Raw genomic sequence first — 16941 nt, 5'->3', positions numbered from 1 at the left:
ATGACCGTCCTGTTCGGCCCTGGGCTTTGAACGCGGCTTCGGTAGCTCCACTCTTCGCGAACGATACGCTCTTTTCGTCGCCGCGAGACCATGGCGCATGGTCGAGTATCGCCGCGTTTCGCCGTCGGAAGCGGACAAGTACGAACGTATCCGGATGTACGCCTTCCATCCGGACAATGGACCCTGGGACGAAGGTGACGTCGACCGCGCGAGTCCGGGCGAGCGCTACGGACTGTTCGAGGACGACGAACTCCGAAGTATCTCTCGGCAGTACACTTTCGACGCCCGATTCCGGGGCGAGTGGATCACCCTCGGCGGGCTCGGCACGGTCGCGACGCCGCCGGAACACCGCCATAGCGGGTACGCCCGACGAATGCTCGGTGATGTCGTGGGGACGTACGCGGCGGAGTCGATCCCGCTCGTCGCCCTCTGGCCGTTCGAGACGGCCTTTTACCGTCAATTCGGCTGGACGACCGCAAACAGGGTGAGTACCTACGAGTGCGACCCGGACGCGCTCGTCGGTATCGGTGATGACGAGGGGACGTTCCGCCCCGTCGAACCCGAGGACTGGCGTTCACTCCAGACGGTTCACCTGACCGCCGGCGAGGGCGAGACGTTGTCCCTGCGTCGGAGTGAGACCTGGTGGCGCCGACGGATCTTCACCGAGTGGGGCGACCGACGGCGTCACGTCTACCGGTACGACCGTGACGGGACACCTGCGGGTTACGTCGTTCATTCTCTCGACGACGATCACCTCCAGGTGGCGTACATGGCCGGTATCGATCACGAAGCCTATCGCGAACTCCTCGGGTTCCTCGGCGATCACCGGGCACAGACCGATCGGATCACTTTCGAGCGGGCGGAGGAGTCCGAACTGTTCGCCCTCGTGACCGAGCCGAACGCCATCGAGTGTACGGTCGAACCTGGGCCCATGGTTCGCGTGACTGACGTAGAAATGGCACTGGAGACAGTGCCGTATCCGGACGATGTCGAGGGGACGGTAACTCTCGCTGTCGACGATCCGCTCGGCTCGAACAACGACGAAACCGTCCGCCTCCGGGTCGAGGACGGGATCGGCGAGACGATCCGGAATCCAGACGGGGATCCCGACGCACGGCTGGATATCGGTACCCTCTCGGGGCTCGTCGTCGGGAGTCACGACGCCGCGACGGCAGTCCGTCGTGGCGGAGTGACCGTCGAGAGTCCGGACGTCCGTGGGCGCCTCGACCGGCTGTTCCCACCCGAGAAGGTGTTCCTCCGGGAGTTCTTCTGACCTGCCAAGCGGTGGGCTTTTGCCCGTACCGCGCGGTCACTCGGGTATGACCGATACGGATCCGAAGGGCGAGGACGGTCCATCCGGGGCCGATCCGGACCCGGCCAGGGAGGGATTGACCTACGCGGAGTCGGGCGTCGACATCGACGAGAGCGAGGCCGCCACTGAGGCGCTGATCGGCGCAACCGAGGGGTTCGAGGGCGACTTCGCCGGGTTGGTCGACATCGGTGAGCGGTACCTCGCGCTGGCCACTGACGGCGTCGGGACGAAGTTGCTCGTCGCCGAGGCACTCGATGATTACTCGACGGTCGGCATCGACTGCATCGCGATGAACGTCAACGACCTGGTCGCTGCGGGGATCGAACCGGTCGCGTTCGTCGACTACCTCGCCGTCGAGGAACCCGATCCGATGACGAACGAGCAGATCGGTGAAGGCCTTGCCATCGGAGCCGAACTCGCAGACGTCGCGCTGGTGGGCGGTGAAACGGCAGTCATGCCCGACGTGATCGATGGCCTGGACATCGCCGGGACCGCCGCCGGTCTGGGACCCAAAGATGGACTGTTCCCCGGCGAGGCCGAGGTCGGCGACGCGATTGTCGGCTGGCCATCCAGCGGGATCCACTCCAACGGCCTAACACTCGCCCGGGAGGCCGTCACTCGCGAGGGGGAGTACACCGATCCCTTCCCGCCGACCCCCTCGAAGACGATCGGCGAGGAGTTACTGGAACCGACGCGGATCTACACCGACCTGCTCGATCCGCTCCGGGAACATGGCGCGCACGCAGCCGCACACGTGACTGGTGGTGGCTGGACCAACCTCACGCGGATGGGTCCGTATCGGTACGTGATCGAGGAACCCTTCGACGCCCCGCCAATCTTCGAGTTTGTCCGGGAGGCGGGGGACATCGACGATGCGGAGATGCACCGTACGTTCAACATGGGGACCGGGTTCGTGGCCGCCCTCGATCCGGACGACGCCATGAGTGTCGTCGAGTCCACGGCTGACGGACGGATCGTCGGCCGTGTGGCGGACGGGTCGGACGGTGTCTCGATCAGCGGACTCGAACTGTCTTGAGCGACACCGGCCACAGAAGGTCGATCTTCCTTGCTTGATCCCCCAGCAGTCGATCAGCTGACGTGGGCGGCGATGTCCGCGTCCGTGATGATGCCGACCGTCTCGCCGTCCTCGACAACCAGGACCGCGGCGTGGTGGTCGAGGTACGTGTCCACTTCGTCGACGGTCGCGTCGCGTTCGACGGTCGTGATCGACTCGTGCATGACCTCGGCGACGGGGAGTTCGCCGACGTTGTCCTCCTCTCGCTGGCGAATGTCGACGTTGCCGATCAGCCCTTCCGGTCGACCGTCTCTGACGACTGGCACCTGGGAGTAGCCCTCGCTGTCCATCAGTTCCTTGGCTCCTCGGACGCTGTCGTCCGGGGCGACGTTGACGACCGGGCTATTCATCAGGTCCTCGGCCCTGAGGATGCCGCCCTCGGCTTCTTCGAGTGCGTCCACGATCCGCCTGAGCGTCGAGAGGCGCGGGTCGACGTCGCCGCCCTCGATCCGTGCGATCAGTGGCTGGGAGACGTCTGCGCGCTCGGCGAGTTCGCTCTGGGTGAGATCGAGATCGTTGCGGCGTTCGCGGAGGTCCTGGGGCGTCGGCAGTTCCATATCGCTGAATAACCATGGGTTATACAAAAAGGCACCGGCAGTCCGTGCGGGGTCGGTAGTGAGCGGGATGTCATCGCTTGGCCGTCGCCGTCCCTGCCGGAATCACCCGTCACTCACTGTTCGCTCTCGGTGGGGGGCTCTTCGTCCTCCGCGAATTCGACCGTCTCGATGACCTTCAGCGGCACGTCCCGAAGGGCGCCGCCGATCTCGCTCTTGGCGATACGCTGGGCGTGTTCTGTACTCTCGGCGTTGAAGACCTTCATCTCCAGGACGAGGCCGACGAGTGCGGTATCGGCCGCGATGAACGCCGAGTCGAACGGTTCGGCACACGCCGGACAGGTCGTGGCGCCGACCTCGACCTCCACGTAGTCCATGTCCTGGTCGTTGAGCCGCTTGCCGGCTTCGCTGACCGCAACCCCGATCGCGTCGTCGATGTCTTCGACGTCTCGAACCAGCCAGGCTGCTTCCATCGCCACGAGGTAGTTCATGTTCGAACACAACCGGCGCGCCTATTCGTGCTTTTTGATTCGCCGACGGGCGCACGTCATCCCGATAATGGCTATAACTTATGGCTACGCACCGCCGTTCCAATCACCCTCTTATGTACCCGGACCGATCTATCCCGTCTCGATTGGGAACAATCCAAGCACACTTTAATCGCAATACTGCGGCACGATCATCCATCATAATCTATAAAACTACCAGATTGAAGCTAGAAATACTTATATACCTCCGTCGGTCGACCTTCACCGAGGACAATGGACGTACTGAACCGCGCCAGCCTGTTCGTGCTGTACCAGTTGAGCCTGCTCGTCGGAATCCTGCTGTTGCCCGTCGCGATCGGCCTCCGTCGGGCGGGGCTCTCGTTGCCGATCCACCGGGTCGTCGAACGCCTCGGTGAAGCGTACGACCGAACCGCCGCCGAACCGTGATCGGACATTCCCGAGCGCGGTCGATCACACGCGTCGATACGTGGTTTTTTCTTCGCCGGGTCAGTAGCCCGCGCTGATGTCCGATCACCACTTCGATAGTGATTTCTCGCTCAGACAGCCGGGGATCGACTCCCTGGACGACGGTGGCTCTCCGGTGTACGAGCCCGAACTCGGTTCGCTCCCTGACTCGGGGACCGACCGCGAGGTCACCGAGACCGGAACGACGACTATCGGCATCACCACGGCGGAGGGCGTCGTCATCGCGACGGACATGCGCGCCAGCCTCGGCGGCCGCTTCGTCTCGAACAAGCGCGTCCAGAAAGTCGAACAGATCCACCCGACGGCGGCACTGACGCTGGTGGGTAGTGTCGGCGGTGCCCAGTCGTTCATCCGGACACTCCGGGCCGAGGTCAACCTCTATGAGGCGCGTCGCGGCAGTGAGATGAGCATGCAGGCCCTCTCGACACTGGCCGGCAACTTCGCCAGGGGCGGCCCCTTCCTTGCGATCAATCCGGTTCTCGGTGGTGTCGACGACGACGGCCATCACGTCTACTCGATCGATCCCGCTGGTGGCGTCATGGAAGACGATTACACTGTCACTGGCTCGGGACTGACCGTCGCTTACGGTACCCTGGAGGACCGCTACGAGACGGACATGAGTAACGACGAGGCGGTTGACGTGGCCGCCACAGCGGTCCAGGCGGCCGCCGAGCGCGACACCGGTTCCGGGGACGGGCTGTACGTCGCCGAGATCACCGACGAAGGCGTCGAGATCGAAGACTATCCCGACTTCGAAGGGATCGAATGACGGCCCGGGGACCACACCTGACTACGTGATGGCCACACCTGACTACGTGATGGCCACACCCGGCTAGGGACCGCCCAGACGAGTTCGGATGTCGGCCCCGATCGGGGGTGAAAGGTCACACCTGTCTACTGGGATGTCGAGATGAAAATACGCGTTCACTGAACGTTTTCCGCGGGAATCACATCCGTCCCCAGGCCGAGATGGCCCGGGAGAGCGAGGAGACGTCCGCGATCCAGCGAGTAGCGATGACCTTTTTGAGAAGTTCCGCGGCCATGCCGTCGAACGTCTTCACCGGCGAGTACAGCACGTCCGTCGCGACGGCCTCGTCGCCGACCGAGACGACGGTCCCTTTGTCCTCGAAGCGCCATTCTTTCAGTGGCTGGCCCCGGATCGAACGGGCGATGTTCTCGGCGGCGACGTCCGCGGCTTGCCAGGCTGCCTGGGCCGTCGCGGGCGCGGGTTCGTCACCGGGCTGCTCGACGAGGGCGGCGTCACCGATGGCGAAGACGCGCTCGCCGTCGGTCTGGAAGGTCGTCGTTGCCTTCAGTCGGTTGCTCTCCCGGTCCTTGGAGATCGAGACATCGTTCATCTCCTGTTGACCGGTGATGCCCCCGGTCCAGATCAACACGTCGTAGGGAATCTCCTCACTGTCTTCGAGGTGGACCGTCTCCGCGTCGACACCCTCGATGAACTTGCCTGTCCTGATCCGCACCGAGCGATCCCTGAGGCGCTCGTGGATCGCCCGCTGGAAGTCCCGATCGTTGCCCGGAACCACCGACTCCAGTCCCTCGACGAGGATGATCTCGATGGGGGCGTCGTGTTCGTCGCGGTAGGCCGCGATCTCACCGGCGACCTGGACGCCGGTCTGGCCGGCACCGCCGACGAGTATCCGTGCCGGATCGTCGTTCGACGTGCTCCCGGCCGCGTCGACGATCGCGTCGTGGATCGCCAGGGCGTCGTCGAGGCTCTTCAGCGTCAGCGCGTGTTCTTCAAGCCCGTCGATGCCGAAGAAGGCTGTCTGACTGCCGACCGCGACGAGCAGGTAGTCGTAGTCGATCGACTCGCCGTCGGCGAGATGAACTGTCCTCGCGTCGGTGTCGACGGTCTCGACGAGTCCCTCACGGAACGTGGTCGTCGGGGACTTGATCTCCTCGATCGGGATCGTGATGTCATCCCGGACGCTCGGATCGCGGATACAGCGATGGACCTCGTGGAGGACGAGGTGATATGGTCGCTCGGATATCCAGGTGAGATCGACGTCCGCGCCAAGCTCCGATTCGAGGCGTTTGATCGCCCCTGCGCCCGCGTATCCGGACCCAAGGACGACCACCCTCTCGGTCATACTCACCCGTCAGTGAGGGGTGGATACAAAGGCTTTGAAGTCGCCTTCCGATGGAATGGTACGGGTTGACGTGGTCGGGGTATCCGTCACGGTCCCAACGACGTTCCGGTCAATGTTCGGGCGTCTCGGCCGGCGCGACCATGTCGTCGATCGTCAGGATGAGTTTGTTGCCAGTGTCGTCCTTGCCGTCCAGCGTGCCGACGATCTGGAGTTTCGACAGCGGCGTCGGACCGACGGTCACACTGTCACCCTCCTCGTAGTCGGCGAGCGAGCCCTGCAGCGTCACTTCCGCCCGACAGTTCTCCGGGTGGTGAACGCTTGCGAGGTTGATCTCGGCGACGTTGGCCTCCTCGATGCGTTCGCCGTTGTGGAACAGCGGGACTTCCGCCGCGTGGTCCATGTCCTGGATCTGGAGGGCGTCGTAGGCCGTCGCCGTCGGTTTGTATCCACCCTTCGGCCCCGGAACCCCCTCGACGAGCTGTAGCGCTTTCAGCGACTGCATCTGGTTGCGGATCGTGCCCGGGTTGCGGTTCACCTTCTCGGCGATCTCCTCTCCCTTGACGGCGTTCTCTGACTCTCGATAGAGGTTGACAAGTTCCTGCAAGATGTTTTTTTGACTCGGCGTGAGTTCGATTGATGACATGAGTCATTTTTCGTGATAGCCGGTCTTAAATGCGACGGTGACAGAGCCCCCTGAAAACTGACGTTGACGGCTCGATCGAGGAACAGACCCGTCCATCCTGACCTGAAGCGGCAACGTGTCGAGGAAGTCACGGTTGCCAGTCAAATACGTCGCTTTTCCCGTTGCCAGTCTAATACGTCGCTTTTCCCGCTGTTCGCTCTCGATTGATCGCTCACGTTCGTCGAACGTGTTCTTCCCGGGCTAACTGGCAGGATCCGGTGACCGTTCACATCCGTTTACGGGCAAGAATGTTCCCATCCGCGATAGCGTGGTCGCGTTCTCAATCCTCCATCATGGCCTGCGGGATGACCTCGACCGTCGCGACGTTGTCGCCGGCTTCGAGTTCCATGATCGTGACACCCTTAGTGTTGCGGCTGACCGTCGAGACGTCGCCGACTGGACAGCGCATGATCTGTCCACATTCGCTCATGACGACGAGATGATCGGCATCGGCGACGGCTTTGACCGAAGTGACGGGTCCGTTCCGGTCGCCGGTCTTGATATCGATCAGCCCCTTCCCGTAACGCGACTGTGACCGGTATTCCGAGAGGGGCGTTCGTTTGCCGTACCCCCGTTCGGTCACGGTCAAAAGCGCCCGCTCGTCGGCCTCGCCAGTCGCGACCAGTCCGGCTACCGCGTCGCCATCTCGAAGGTCGATTCCCCGGACGCCACGGGCACTTCGTCCCATCTGGCGGACGTCGCTCTCGTCGAACCGGATCGTCATCCCACTTTCCGTCGCGATGACGAGATCGCGATCGCCGTCGGTGACCGCAACGTCGACCAGGGCGTCGCCGTCTTCGAGCTTTGCGGCGATGATTCCCGTCGAGAGGATGTTCTCGAACTCCGCACAGCAGGTCCGCTTGACGTATCCCTGACGGGTCGCCATCGTGATACACTCGTCGTCACCGAACTCGTCGGTCGAGACGACTGCCGTGATCTCCTCGCCGTCGTCGAGGTCGAGCAGGTTGACGGCTGATTTTCCGCGGGCAGTCCGGGACATCTCCGGAATCTCGTAGGTCTTGAGTCGGTAGACCTGTCCGTGATTCGTGAATGCGAGCAGATAATCGTGCGTGTTGGCACGGAAGACCTTCGAGACGCGGTCACCTTCCTTGGGATCGGCGCCGATGATCCCCTTGCCGCCACGGTGCTGGGGATCGAAGCGCTCGACGGGCATCCGCTTGATGTAGTCGTCCTCCGTGACGACGACCAGACAGTCCTCTTCCGGGATGAGGTCCTCGCGGGTGACCGTCCCGTCGTCCTCGACGATGCTCGTCCGACGGTCGTCGTCGTATTCGTCCTTGATGGCCCGGAGTTCCCCCTTGATCACGTCGAGCAGTTCGCTCTCGTCGCCGAGGATGGTCTCCAGACGTTCGATCTCTGCCTGGACTTCCTCGTACTCCGTCTCGATCTCGGTGGCCTCCATCGACGTGAGGCTCCCCAGTTGCATCCGGACGATATGCTGGGCCTGTTCCGTGGAGAATTCGAAGGTCTCCTCGAGTGCCGCCTTGGCCTCGTCGCGGTCCGCGGAATCCTGGATGAGATCGACGACCTCCTCGACGTTCTCTAAGGCCTTCAATCGTCCTTCGAGGATGTGTGCACGATCCTCGGCCTCGGCGAGGTCGTACTCCGAGCGTCGGCGGACGACTTCTTTGCGGTGGGCAACGTACTCCTCGAGAGTCTCCTTGAGGGTGAGCACGCGCGGTTCGCCGTCGACGAGAGCCAGGTTGATCACGCCGAAGGTCGATTCGAGGTGATGATCGAGCAACTGGTTCTCGACGATGTCGACGTTGGCTCCGCGCTTGCACTCGATGACGATCCGGACGCCGTCCCGGTCGGACTCGTCCCGGAGGTCCGAGACACCCTCGATGATACCCTCGTTTACGTCGTCGGCGATCCGCTCGACCATGCGGGCCTTGTTCTCCTGGAAGGGGATCTCCGTGATCACGATTCGCGGGCGGCCCGATTCCATCTCGTCGATCTCGTACTCGGCACGGACGGTCAGTCGGCCGCGGCCGGTGGCGTAGGCCGAGTGGATCGCGTTCTTCCCGACGATGTTGGCTCCCGTCGGGAAGTCCGGCCCCTTGACGTACTCCATGAGGTCGGTCACTTCGGCGTCGGGATTGTCGATCAGGTGGATCGTCGCGTCGATGACCTCGCCGAGGTTGTGCGGCGGGATGTTCGTACTCATCCCGACAGCGATACCCGAGGACCCGTTGACCAGCAGGTTCGGGAAGGCCGCGGGCAGGACCTCGGGTTCCTGGAGGCGGTCGTCGTAGTTAGCGGAGAAGTCGACAGTGTCTTTCTCCAGATCTTCGAGCAACTCCTCGGCGACGGGAGCCATCCGTGCCTCTGTGTATCGCATCGCGGCGGCCGGATCGCCGTCCATCGATCCGAAGTTACCCTGGCCGTCGACCAGAGGATACCGCATCGAGAAGTCCTGGGCCATCCGGACCAGGGTATCGTAGATCGCGCTGTCCCCGTGGGGGTGGTAGTCACCCATCACCTCGCCGACGACCGACGAGGATTTGCGGTGCGAGGACCCGCTTGTGACGCCCATCTCGTGCATCGCATAGAGGATGCGCCGGTGGACGGGCTTGAGGCCGTCCCGGACGTTCGGGAGGGCACGGCCGGCGATGACGCTCATCGCGTAGTCGATGTAGCTCTGCTCCATCTCGTCTTCGACCCGGACGTGTTCGACGCGCGCGGCGTCGGCAGTCACGTCCGGTCCTTCGGGTAGATCCGAACTCATATGTCGACCCAGTTAGCTTCCGGAGAGTTCTCCTTGATGAACTGCTTGCGGGGTTCGACGGCGTCACCCATCAGCACCGAGAACATCTTGTCCGCTGCCGCGGCGTCCTCGATGGTAATCTGCTTCAGGAATCGGTTCTCGGGGTTCATCGTCGTCTCCCAGAGTTGTTGAGGATTCATCTCGCCCAGTCCCTTGAACCGCTGGACCTGAGTGGGGTTACCGTCGCACTTCTCCGCGACGATTTCGTCGCGCTCGGCATCGGTCATCGCGTCGTAAGTCTCCCCACGGTACCGAATGCGGTACAGCGGCGGCCGGGCCGCATAGACGTAGCCGGCTTCCAGCAGTTCCCGCATGTGCCGATAGAAGAACGTGAGCAGCAACGTTCTGATATGAGCTCCGTCGACATCGGCGTCGGTCATCATGACAATTTTCTTATATCTTATATCGTCGATATCGAATTCGTCGCCGATCCCCGTCCCGATCGCCGTGATCATCGCCCTGATCTCGTCGTTCTCGAGGATGCGATCGAGCCGGTGTTTCTCGACGTTGAGAATCTTGCCCTTGATGGGCAGGACAGCCTGATTTTCGGGATTGCGGGCCTGTTTGGCGCTGCCACCCGCGCTGTCGCCCTCCGCGATGAACAGTTCGGCCTCGTCGGGATCGCGCGTCTGACAGTCCGAGAGCTTCCCGGGTAGCGCCGTCGACTCGAGGGCGCTCTTCCGACGGGTGAGTTCTTCGGCCTTCTTGGCTGCTTTGCGAGCTTTTGCGGCCTCGACTGCCTTCCGCACGATCGCCTGGGCGACGTCGGGGTTCTCCTCGAAGTACGTCCCGAGGTTCTCGTGCATCGCGCTTTCGACGACCCCGCGGACCTCGCTGTTGCCGAGTTTGGTCTTGGTCTGACCTTCGAACTGCGGATCGGGGTGTTTCACCGAGATGACGGCTGTCAGCCCCTCGCGGATGTCCTCGCCCTTGAGCGTGTCGTCGAGGTCGGAGAGCAGATCGTTGTCGGTGGCGTAGTCGTTGACGACCCGCGTCAGCGCCGTCTTGAACCCGGTGAGGTGGGTCCCGCCCTCGCGGGTGTTGATGTTGTTCGCGAAGGCGTGGATCGAGCCCTGCAACTCGGCGGTGGCCTGCAGAGCGACTTCGAGTTTGATCCCCTCGCTCTCGTCGGCGAAATAGACCACTTCGTCGTGGAGGGCGTCCTTGGTCTCGTTGAGATACTCGACGAACTCCTTGATCCCACCCTCGTACTGGAAGGTCTGTTCGTTCCCGTCGCGTTCGTCTTCGAGTGTGATCTTCACCCCGGAATTGAGAAAGGCCAGTTCGCGCAGCCGGTTTTCCAGCGTCGAGAACTGGAAGTCCGTCGTCTCGAAAATCTCCGCATCGGGCCAGAAACGGATCGTCGTCCCCGTTCCGTCCGCGGGAGTGAGGTCTCGGACCCGTTCGATGGTTCCGGCTGGCTCGCCGTGATCGAACGATTGCCGCCAGACGGCCCCGTCGCGTTTGACTTCGACCGCTAACTCCGCCGAGAGGGCGTTGACGACCGAGACCCCGACGCCGTGGAGCCCGCCCGAAACCTGGTAGGACTTGTTATCGAACTTCCCGCCGGCGTGCAGGACGGTCATGATGACCTCGACGGCGGGTGCGTCGTACTCTTCGTGGGTGTCGACGGGGATGCCACGGCCGTCGTCGGTCACCGAGACCGAGTCGTCGTCGTGGATCGTCACACCGATGGTCTCACAGTGACCCGCTAGGGCCTCGTCGATGGCGTTGTCGACGACCTCGTAGACGAGGTGGTGTAACCCCCGGGAGTCGGTAGATCCGATATACATCGCCGGCCGCTTCCGGACGGCCTGCAACCCCTCCAGTACCTGAATCTGCCCGGCACCGTACTCGTTATCGTCGCTCATAAAACACTGTCTCCGGGTAACGTCTAAGGGTACTTAAATTTCACGTGCGCGCGCGTGAAACGTCATCGAATTATATGAAGAAATAATACAAACAATTTATCAGTCGTGGGCTCTTCGCGTGGTACATGGCAGCTCGCGAGAACGGGAGTGTTGGTCTTGGTTTTAATAGGGGATTGTCCCTCATCAACCTCCCGATTAGGGTCACGGTGGGTGGGGACACCGTAGTCGGTCGATTGATCGCAGGAGGGGACGGTGATGAGTGACTTCGACGATTCGACGCTGACACCGCAGTTGAAGCGCTTCGGGCTCTCGGATACGGAGATTCGAACATATCTCGCTGTTCTGGAAAGCGGCGAGGCGAAAGCGAGTACGATCGCCGACGCGACGGGTGTCTCGAAGCGGTACGTCTACAGCGTCTGTGAGGAACTCGAGGATCAAGGGTTCGTCGAGGTCAACGATCACGTCGTCCCGACGAAAATCCGCGCGAAACCGCCGGAGGAAGTGGTCGAACTCCTCTCACAACGTCTCGAGGAGATCGAACCGGCGCTGAAACGTCGTTATTCCGAGTCCGAAAGTCGACCGCAGCGCTTCGACGTGATCAAGTCGAGGGTCACCGTCCTCAAGCGGATCAACGAGTACATCGATCAGGCCGAACGCCGTGTGGCGATTTCGATCCCCTACTCGCACTTCGGACGCGTGACCGAAGCTTTACAGGACGCCGTCGAACGCGGCATTCTCGTGTTACTGCTGGTGACGAATGGCGAACCGGACGAAGAGGAACTCGTGGGTTACGACCGACCGATTGGGAGCGTCGTCAGGACCTGGAACGAGTCGATTCCGGTGATCGTCAGTGTCGATCACGACCTGGGACTGATCTCCTCCTCGGAGGTGATGTCCACTGCCAACAGCGACGAACAGGCCATCTCGCTGGTCCAAGAGCGGATCGTCCCGACGCTCTATGGCTCGTTCATGGCCAACTTCTGGCTGTCGGCCGAGCAACGCCGGGTGAACGATCCGGCGCCGTTGCCCCGGACCTACGGCAGTTTCGAGCAGGCCGTCTTCGAGGCGACCTTGCGATTGCGAAACGGGGACGACATCACCGCCTGTGTCGAGACCCTTCCCAACGACGGTGAAGAATCGACCGAGACGATCACCGGCCGGGTCCTCAACACCCGACAGGGGATCGTCGACCCGATCAACAACGAGTTCCCGATCGAACACTCCTTCGTCCTGGAGACCGACGACGGCGAGGTGACTGTCGGCGGTGCGGGGGCGTTCCTGGAGGAGTATCAGGCACGGACCGTCACCCTCGAACTGACCGACAAGTAAGGCTTTCCGGGGCGGACCGTCACCCTCGAACTGACCGATGAGTGAGGGTTCCTGGCACGCACCGGGAAGACTTTAACCGCGGGACGGTTGCTCATTCGAAAGGATGGCAGGGAGGCAGTCGACGCTCGGTGAGGAGGGGATCGCCGAAGAACTGGCCGAGAGTCAACGTCAGATCTCCATCGCCGAGTTCTTCGAGAAGAACAAGCACATGCTCGGGTTCGACTCGGGAGCCCGGGCGCTGGTCACGGCTGTCAAGGAGGGCGTCGACAACAGTCTCGACGCCTGTGAGGAAGCCGATATTTTTCCAGACATATACGTAGAAATAGAAGACTTAGGCGACTACTATCGGCTGGTTATCGAGGACAATGGACCGGGAATTACGAAGGAACAGCTTCCGAAAGTATTTGGAAAATTATTATATGGCTCTAGATTTCATGTCAGGGAACAGAATCGCGGTCAGCAGGGGATTGGAATCTCCGCGGCCGTGCTGTACTCGCAATTGACGTCCGGCAAACCGGCGAAGATCACCTCGCGGACGAAGGGGAGCAAAGCGGCCCAGTACTTCGAGTTGATCATCGACACCGACGACAACGAACCGGAGATCAGCGTCGACGAAACGACGACGTGGGATCGTCCACACGGGACCCGCATCGAGATCGAGATGGAAGCCAATCTCCGGGCCCGCCAGCAACTTCACGACTACATCAAGCACACGGCCGTCGTCAATCCCCACGCCCGTATCGAGTTCCGCGATCCGAAGATGGACGAGGCGGCCAAGTTTGAGCGTGCTGAGGGCGCGGCACTGCCGGCCGAGACCGAAGAGATACGGCCTCACCCCCACGGCGTCGAACTCGGCACGCTGTTGAAGATGCTGGAAGCGACTGACTCATATTCGATCTCGGGGTTCCTCCAGGGAGAGTTCACCCGCGTCGGCGCGACGACTGCCGAGAAGGTCCTCGATAACTTCCGGGATCGTCACTTCGGCCGCGAGATGGCCTGGCGACCGCCACAGGATCACGAAGGTGACGTGGAGGTGGCCGTCCGGGCCGCAGTCGCCAACAAGGGCAAGGATGCGACGAAGTCCTTCGCCCGGGAGGTGGCTGACACCATCGGAGAGCGCGAGCGGATCGCCCACCACGAACTCCGGGAAATCGTCGACGAGGCGGCCGAAGACGTGGCCGACGGGTTCGGGACGACCTTCGGGAGTACGGTCCGGGAAAAGGCCACGGCCGCAGCCTGGGCCGAGGTCGTCGGCGACACCGACGACGGCGAGCCCCGAGAGACGCTTGCCTCGGACCTCTATGGACTGGTCGACGACGCGACGAGTTCCCGAAAGGACGACGCCACGCTCTCGGGGCTGGCCGACCGGATCGCCGCGAAGTTCCTCGACAGCGAGGACGAGCGCCATCGCTGTACCCGGGACGAACTCGACGATTACGTCCAGCGGGCCGCCGAAAATACCGAGGAATACGACGACGCGACGATCGGCGAAACCGCCCGGGAGAACGTCCGTGAGGAGATCTGGGGCGCGATGGTGACGGTCCCCGACGATCCGCCGAACGTCTCGACCATCGCCGACGACCGGGACAGTGCCTCGCAACTCCTGGAGGCGATGCGGGAGACCGATATCATCTCGCCGCCGACGGACTGCCTGGCGCCGATCACCGAGCGACTGGTCGAGGAGGGATTGCGCAAGGAATTTGACGCCGACTTCTACGCGGCGGCGACCCGGGACGCTTCGGTCCACGGCGGCGATCCGTTCATCGTCGAAGCCGGGATCGCCTACGGCGGCCAGTTGGAGGATGGTGGTCCGATCGACGTGATGCGTTTCGCCAATCGCGTCCCGCTGGTCTACCAGCGTGGGGCCTGTGCCACGACGGACGTCGTCAAGACGATCAACTGGCGCAACTACGGCCTCGATCAGCCGGGCGGCAGCGGCATTCCGAGCGGTCCGGCGGTCGTGATGGTCCACCTCGCCTCGACGAACGTACCCTTCACCAGCGAATCGAAGGACGCGATCGCGAACGTTCCCGAGATCGAAGACGAGATCGAACTCGCCATTCGGGAGGCCGCCCGCGAACTCAAGTCCTTCCTGAACAAGCGCCGGTCGATGCGTCAACGCCGGGAGAAACAGGACAAACTCGGGACGATCCTCCCGGAGATGGCGACGAAACTCTCGGAAGTGACCGGTCGCCCGACGCTGGACATCGACGATTCGCTGGCACGGATCATGAACAACGTCCTCCTTACCCGCGAGGTCGAGGACGGGACGGTCCGGCTGGTCGTCGAGAACAACGACTCGACAAACGCGGAGCCGGAGATCACCGATATCGTCACTGTCGAACCGGACAGCGTCGAGGCCGACGGCGACGACGCCCGGGTCGTCGAGATGGACGGCGAATGGTTCCTCAAGTGGTCGCCGACCGTCGCGAGCGGCGAGGAGGCGGCCCTGACCTACGAGATCGACGGCGAGGCGAGTTTCGACGTCTCGGTGGATGGGATCGAAAGCGCGAAACTGACCGTGGACGGTGAACAATGAGTACTGACACAGACGAGACGGGAACGGAGACGGAAGGCGACGCCCGCGAGCGGTTGCTCGCGCTGGCGGCGCAGTTCTACGACCAGTTCGAGCAGGGCGATGTCCCGCACATGGACGTTCCCACGCGGACGAAGAGCAACATCGAGTACGACCCCGAACAGAAGGTCTGGGTCTACGGCGATCGGAAGAGCACCCGCTCGGCCAACAGCGTCCGGGGTGCCCAGAAGCTTCTGAAGGTCATCTACTCGATCGACTTCCTCGCGAACCAACTCGAAGAGGACCGTTCCTCGACCCTGCGTGAACTGTACTACCTCAGCGAGTCCTGGGATCTCGATGAGGCGCAGTTCAACAGTCAGGACGAGTCCAACCAGCTCATCGAAGACTTAGAGATCGTTTCGGACGTGCGCCGCGAGGAGTTCCACATGCGTCCCGAGGAATCGGGCGCGAAGGTGATGGGTCCCCTCCGGCTCCGCGAGCAGACCAACCGCGGGGACAGAGAGATCCACTGTCAGGACGACGTGGGCCAGGGCGGGTACCAGATCCCCAACGACCCCGACACGATCGAATTTCTGGACAACGACGCCGACTTCGTCCTCTGTGTCGAGACCGGCGGCATGCGCGATCGGCTCGTCGAGAACGGCTTCGACGACGAGTACAACGCCCTGGTCGTCCACCTTGGCGGCCAACCCGCCCGTGCGACCCGGCGGCTGACCAAGCGCCTCCACGACGAACTCGATCTGCCGGTGACGGTGTTCACTGACGGCGACCCGTGGTCCTACCGGATCTACGGCTCGGTCGCCTACGGGTCGATCAAGTCCGCCCACCTCTCGAAGTACCTGGCGACGCCACAAGCGCAGTTCATCGGCGTCCAGCCCGAGGACATCGTCGAGTACGACCTGCCGACCGATCCCCTCGCGGATTCGGACATCAACGCCCTCGAATCAGAACTGGAAGACCCCCGCTTCCAGACCGACTACTGGGAAGAACAGATCGAACTGCAACTCGACATCGACAAGAAGTCCGAACAGCAGGCCCTGGCCTCCTACGGCCTAGACTTCGTGACGGATACGTATCTTCCGGAGCGACTCGACGAGATGGGTGTCCTGTAGGCCGACACGAGGAGATCGGTGACCGCAACCTGCGTACCACTCGGTTGTCTCAGCGTGAAATGGTTTGAAGATACTGTTAAGTCTGTCCACTCTCGGACCGTGCGTCGAGTTAGTGCAGTGAAGTTACGCCGCAACGAAACTAAATTCTATATTCTCTTCATTTATGGTGATGTGAATGCCATATGCTTCATCCGATGGAGTGTCCCATTCAAACTGGATTTCCTGGCCGTCCTCAGTGGACACACGAATTTGATGTACCCCCTCTCTTTCGATTGGATTTTCGTACGCGTGATTGCCATCTTTCGGTATCGTGATGGTATTATTTAGGATCTCTCGGTTGTCGGAAAGACGAGTAACTACCGTGGTAATTGTAGTTTCCCGATTCCGGTAATTGAAAATCGCCAAGTCAGGTACATCGTGATTCTCAAACCCGAGACAACCGGCAGAGGCTACGGCTGTTACTCCCGATAAATGGAGGTACCCTCGTCGTGTCAAGGGAGATACCATAATAATTCAAAAGCTGCCCTTGGTAAATACTTTGTCTGAGCCTTGTTTAGACGGTTAGATTCGATCAGTCTGAAGGTTGTTCCACTAGTA

At 62.0% G+C, this 16941-nt stretch carries 13 protein-coding genes; 7 read left to right on the top strand and 6 right to left on the bottom strand.

The window, feature by feature from the left end; translation table 11 throughout:
* Positions 1-97 precede the first annotated feature (97 nt).
* Positions 98-1273, top strand: a complete 1176-nt coding sequence (locus tag E3374_RS14350) for a GNAT family N-acetyltransferase (RefSeq protein WP_136689649.1) — start codon at positions 98-100, stop codon at positions 1271-1273.
* Positions 1274-1319: 46 nt separating this feature from the next.
* Positions 1320-2348 carry a phosphoribosylformylglycinamidine cyclo-ligase gene (gene purM, locus E3374_RS14345; RefSeq protein WP_136689648.1) on the top strand — a complete coding sequence of 343 codons (1029 nt, stop codon included), beginning with the start codon at positions 1320-1322 and terminating at the stop codon, positions 2346-2348.
* A gap of 53 nt (positions 2349-2401) precedes the next feature.
* Here the strand turns inward: purM and E3374_RS14340 are convergent, their stop codons facing one another.
* A complete protein-coding gene (locus tag E3374_RS14340; protein WP_136689647.1) occupies positions 2402-2944 on the bottom strand; it encodes a CBS domain-containing protein in 543 nt (180 codons plus the stop codon).
* 113 nt (positions 2945-3057) lie between these two features.
* Complete coding sequence (locus tag E3374_RS14335) at positions 3058-3432, bottom strand: DUF555 domain-containing protein (RefSeq protein WP_136689646.1); 375 nt, start codon at positions 3430-3432, stop codon at positions 3058-3060.
* Positions 3433-3702: 270 nt separating this feature from the next.
* Between E3374_RS14335 and E3374_RS17255 the strand changes: the two genes are divergently transcribed.
* Both E3374_RS17255 and psmB read left to right on the top strand, forming a co-directional pair.
* Positions 3703-3876, top strand: a complete 174-nt coding sequence (locus E3374_RS17255; protein ID WP_169051864.1) for a hypothetical protein — start codon at positions 3703-3705, stop codon at positions 3874-3876.
* Positions 3877-3952: 76 nt separating this feature from the next.
* Positions 3953-4684 carry an archaeal proteasome endopeptidase complex subunit beta gene (psmB, locus tag E3374_RS14330; RefSeq protein ID WP_136689645.1) on the top strand — a complete coding sequence of 244 codons (732 nt, stop codon included), beginning with the start codon at positions 3953-3955 and terminating at the stop codon, positions 4682-4684.
* A 178-nt stretch (positions 4685-4862) separates the two neighbouring features.
* Here the strand turns inward: psmB and E3374_RS14325 are convergent, their stop codons facing one another.
* The 4 genes from E3374_RS14325 to gyrB form a co-directional block, all read right to left on the bottom strand.
* Positions 4863-6026 carry an NAD(P)/FAD-dependent oxidoreductase gene (locus E3374_RS14325; protein WP_136689644.1) on the bottom strand — a complete coding sequence of 388 codons (1164 nt, stop codon included), beginning with the start codon at positions 6024-6026 and terminating at the stop codon, positions 4863-4865.
* A gap of 109 nt (positions 6027-6135) precedes the next feature.
* Positions 6136-6669, bottom strand: a complete 534-nt coding sequence (locus E3374_RS14320) for an Rrf2 family transcriptional regulator (protein WP_136689643.1) — start codon at positions 6667-6669, stop codon at positions 6136-6138.
* A 319-nt stretch (positions 6670-6988) separates the two neighbouring features.
* On the bottom strand, positions 6989-9457 hold the full coding sequence (gene gyrA / locus E3374_RS14315; protein WP_136689642.1) for a DNA gyrase subunit A: 2469 nt from the start codon (positions 9455-9457) through the stop codon (positions 6989-6991).
* Positions 9454-11367: a DNA topoisomerase (ATP-hydrolyzing) subunit B gene (gyrB, locus tag E3374_RS14310; protein ID WP_136689641.1), complete on the bottom strand. Its 1914-nt coding sequence runs from the start codon at positions 11365-11367 to the stop codon at positions 9454-9456. Before gyrB ends, gyrA begins: the two co-directional genes overlap by 4 nt.
* Before the next feature lie 255 nt (positions 11368-11622).
* Between gyrB and E3374_RS14305 the strand changes: the two genes are divergently transcribed.
* From E3374_RS14305 to E3374_RS14295, 3 genes are all read left to right on the top strand, one after another.
* Positions 11623-12696: a TrmB family transcriptional regulator gene (locus tag E3374_RS14305; RefSeq protein ID WP_136689640.1), complete on the top strand. Its 1074-nt coding sequence runs from the start codon at positions 11623-11625 to the stop codon at positions 12694-12696.
* Between the two features lie 103 nt (positions 12697-12799).
* On the top strand, positions 12800-15235 hold the full coding sequence (locus E3374_RS14300) for a DNA topoisomerase VI subunit B (protein WP_136689639.1): 2436 nt from the start codon (positions 12800-12802) through the stop codon (positions 15233-15235).
* Entirely contained in the window at positions 15232-16344 is a 1113-nt protein-coding gene (locus tag E3374_RS14295; protein WP_136689638.1) for a DNA topoisomerase IV subunit A, read from the top strand. Before E3374_RS14300 ends, E3374_RS14295 begins: the two co-directional genes overlap by 4 nt.
* The last annotated feature ends 597 nt before the right edge of the window (positions 16345-16941 follow it).

Origin of the sequence: Halorhabdus amylolytica, assembly GCF_004944975.1 — an archaeon.
GTDB classification, from domain to species: Archaea; Halobacteriota; Halobacteria; order Halobacteriales; family Haloarculaceae; genus Halorhabdus; species Halorhabdus amylolytica.
The sequence above is the reverse complement of the archived record's forward strand: the minus strand, read 5'-3'. Positions and strand labels throughout refer to the sequence as shown.